3 protein-coding genes are annotated in these 3,740 nt (G+C 47.7%); all 3 read right to left on the reverse strand.

From position 1 onward, the window contains the following. Window positions 1-1,223, reverse strand: a 1,223-nt coding sequence (gene larC / locus IJN28_04595) for a nickel pincer cofactor biosynthesis protein LarC (protein MBQ6713051.1), incomplete at its 3' end; no start/stop codon positions are given. Window position 1,224: 1 nt separating this feature from the next. After that, window positions 1,225-1,980: a nickel pincer cofactor biosynthesis protein LarB gene (larB, locus tag IJN28_04600; GenBank protein MBQ6713052.1), complete on the reverse strand. Its 756-nt coding sequence runs from the start codon at window positions 1,978-1,980 to the stop codon at window positions 1,225-1,227. A gap of 122 nt (window positions 1,981-2,102) precedes the next feature. Further along, window positions 2,103-3,740: DNA repair protein RecN (gene recN / locus IJN28_04605; protein MBQ6713053.1), on the reverse strand; the 1,638-nt coding region annotated here is incomplete at its 5' end.

Below are 3,740 nucleotides of genomic sequence, written 5' to 3' on the forward strand. Positions count from 1 at the left end.
ACCGAAGATATCTTTACTTGAGCCGTACCGAGTTCGGTCGTGATATCTTTGAACTCACGTACCGCTACCTTACGATCGACAGGATAATAACGGATCCCGATCGTCGTCGTTTCTTCAAACAAAACACGACTGACTTCATCAAAATATTTTGCATCGACCAGAACGCTGACTTTGACAGCAGGTCTGTTTTTCTTCATAATGATCGGCGTCAGATACGCATCGACCGCACCGACTGCGAACAATCGTTCGAGCACGTATTCATAGTTCTGCGGATTCATATCGTCGATGTTCGTTTCGATAACGAGCTTCGTATCTGCGACAGTATCTTTTTTCTCAGCATTGACTTCTTCCTGCCACGTACCGAGCGTCATACGCAAAACGTTCGGGATTTCGAGATCCCAACCGCCCGCACCATAGCCGGTCTTATCAGCAACAAAACCACTCGGCATCGTTTCGGAGAACGTACCGAATGCAGATAAGATCGCCGCACCGGTCGGTGTTGCCAACTCTTTCATCACATCACCTTTATAATGCGGAATATGAAGGAGAAGTTCTGCCGTCGCAGGCGCAGGAACAGGCATTTTGCCATGCGCACAATTGACATATCCATTACCGACATGCACTTTAGAATAAAATATCTTATCAATGCCCAATTTTTCCATACAAATGACATTACCAATGATATCGACGATCGTATCGACGGCACCGACTTCATGGAAATGGACTTCTTCTATCGTCTTACCATGCACCTTAGCTTCTGCTTTTGCCAAGTGCGTAAACACCTTGATACTGTTATCTTTGACCGTATCACTTAAGGAAGATGCTTCGATCAATTGGACGATATCGGGCAAATTACGGTTGCCGTCATGGCTGTGACTATGTTCGCCATGCCCGTGACTGTGCGTATGACCATCGTGCGAATGATGATGGTCGTGGTCATGGTGATGATGATGGATCTTATGCATCAATTTATGCAAAAACGAATGATCGTGGTCATGGTGATGATGATGACCGTGACCTTGATTTGTCGGTTCTACATCGAGATGTGTTGCGGCAATTCCGCATTTGGATACTGCTTCACACGTAAAATAATATTCATCGGAAATACCGAGTTTTTTCAATTCTTCTTCTACTTCGGTAAGCGACACGCCACAATCAACGAACGCGCCAAGCAGCATATTACCGCTGATTCCCGAAAAACAATCTAAATATATTGCGTTCATTCTAGTCCCCCAATTGATTGATAATGCTTGCCAGTCTGCCTGCACCGAACCCGTTGTCGATATTCACGACAGCAACACCTGCCGCACAACTGTTGAGCATGCAAAGAAGTGCCGACAATCCGTGGAAGTTCGCCCCGTAACCGACACTCGTCGGAACGGCAATGATCGGTTTATCTGCCATACCACCGACAACACTTGCAAGCGCACCCTCCATGCCTGCGACGACGATGATGACATTCGCCTGCATGATAAGATCGTGCTGTGCCAGTAAACGATGTATCCCCGCAACACCGACGTCGAATACACGTACGACACGATTTCCCATCACTTCCGCCGTCAAAGCAGCTTCTTCCGCAACGGGAATATCACTCGTACCTGCCGTCATAACGAGAACGAACTTGTCCTCATTGACAGGTTTTTTATCTTGATACAAATAAATGAGTCTTGCCGCATCGCTGTATATCGCTTCAGGCACGATTTTTTTCACTTCTTCGTAGACATCACGACCTGCTCGCGTTGCCAAAATGTTCTTGTTGTGAACTGCCAATCGTTTAACGATCTCGACAACTTGCGGCGTCGTTTTGCCTTGACAAAATACGACTTCGGGAAATCCTTGCCGAACGGCGCGATGATGGTCTATCTTCGCAAAACCAAGTTCTTCATACGGCATCTTCTTGAGCTGCGATACCGTATCCGCCTCCGACAATTCTCCCGATCGAAACTTATTCAATATATCTGAAATACGCTGTTCGTCCATAATGTTATCTCCTCACTGCGTATAAATCTTGCTACGCCATTCCTATATATAATATTGCACATTCCTGCCGGAAATCCTGTTCGACAAGTATACCGATTCAAAAACAACGGGCAGGAATATTCTTATTGTAACTGAGTTTTCTTTTCTGTTGCAGACCGAAGCATCTCTTCTGCATGACGAAGCGACAGTTCCGTAACAGAGCCTGCCGTAAGACGCGCCAACTCTTCTATGCGCCCGTCTTCATCAAGGCATCTGACACGACTGATCGTTTCTTCCGATTCTTCTTGTTTCTCTACATAGAGATGCCTATCGGCATAGCACGCAATCTGCGGCAAATGCGTAATACAGAGAACCTGCTTACGCGCCGCAATAACGGCTATCCGTTCAGCAACCATCTGGGCTGTTTGTCCACCAATGCCGCTGTCGATCTCGTCAAGCACCATCGTTTCGACATCTTCTTGCCAACTGCCGATCGCCTTGAGCGCGATAGCGAAACGCGATATCTCCCCGCCCGAGGCAACCTTCTGTATCGGTTGCGGACTTTGTCCCAAATTCGACGAGAACAATATCGTCACTTGATTATTCCCCATCGAAGTATATGTATCTGTCTGCCCAACTTCAAACACAACACACGCACTCGTCATACCGAGCTGCTTTAAATGATACGCGATTTTTTCGGCAAGTTCTTCTCCGCTCTGTCTGCGAAGTGCAGTAAGAGCATCTGCCTTTTTCGCCATTTCCCGGCGAGCAAGACTCTCTTTTTTCTGCCATTCGGCAATACGCTCTTCGCGATGAAGTATCTCTTCTGCCTCTGCTTCGGCACGCTTACAATATGCCAAAACATCTTCTATCGTCGGCCCATATTTTTTGCGCAGTTTATACAGAACATCTTTACGTCGCTGCATCTGATCCATGCGACCTGCATCATACGATAAATTCTGTCCGTAATCGGTTACATCACGCGCACACTCTTCCAGCTGACAGACAGCTTCGCACACGACCGATACGTGTTCCGCGAATCGTTCTTCAAAACGACAGACCGATTCCAATTCTTTTTGTATCTCACTCAGTTGTGCCAAGGCACCGCTTTCTTGACGACTGCTCCCGTAGAATAAACGATAACACTCACGAAGCGATTCGGTGATCTTCTCCGAATTCGACATCAGCTTGATCTCTTGATCGAGCGCAACTTCTTCGCCTTCTTTCAGCTGTGCACCCGCGATCTCGTCGATCTGCCAGCGAAGCATATCAAGTCTTTGCGATTGCTCATCTTCCGAGTCGGTAAGACGCGCCAGTTCTGCCGCCGCATGTTTCCATGAATCGTACGACACTTGATACTCGGACAGAAGTTTCGCCGAAGCTTTATCATACCGATCAAGAAGCGCCAGCTGCACAGACGGACGCAGAAGTGATTGATTCTCATGCTGTCCGTGCATATCGACAAGATGCGCCGCCAATTGTTTAAGCGTCTTGAGCGTAACATGACACCCATTTACCGTGATCGTATTTTTCCCTGCAGTCGTATAACGACGACTAACGATCAGACTGCCGTCTTCTTCCGCTTCGATACCCGCTTCTTCAAGTACTGCTTGGAGCGGATGACCATCATTGATCTCAAACACAGCTTCGATACGGAACCCGTCCGCACCACGGCGAATACTCTCCACCGAAGCACGACCACCGAGCACAAGACCGAGTGCATCTATCAAAATAGATTTCCCCGCACCCGTTTCACCGCTCAATACGTTCAGACCATCACG

The sequence above is a fragment of the Selenomonadales bacterium genome, from assembly GCA_017442105.1.
Classification (GTDB): Bacteria; Bacillota; Negativicutes; order RGIG982; family RGIG982; genus RGIG982.

Bases quoted from the DNA above. Each gene is read 5' to 3' on its own strand.
- larB (MBQ6713052.1), bottom strand. From the start codon at position 1,980: ATGGACGAACAGCGTATTTCAGATATATTGAATAAGTTTCGATCGGGA.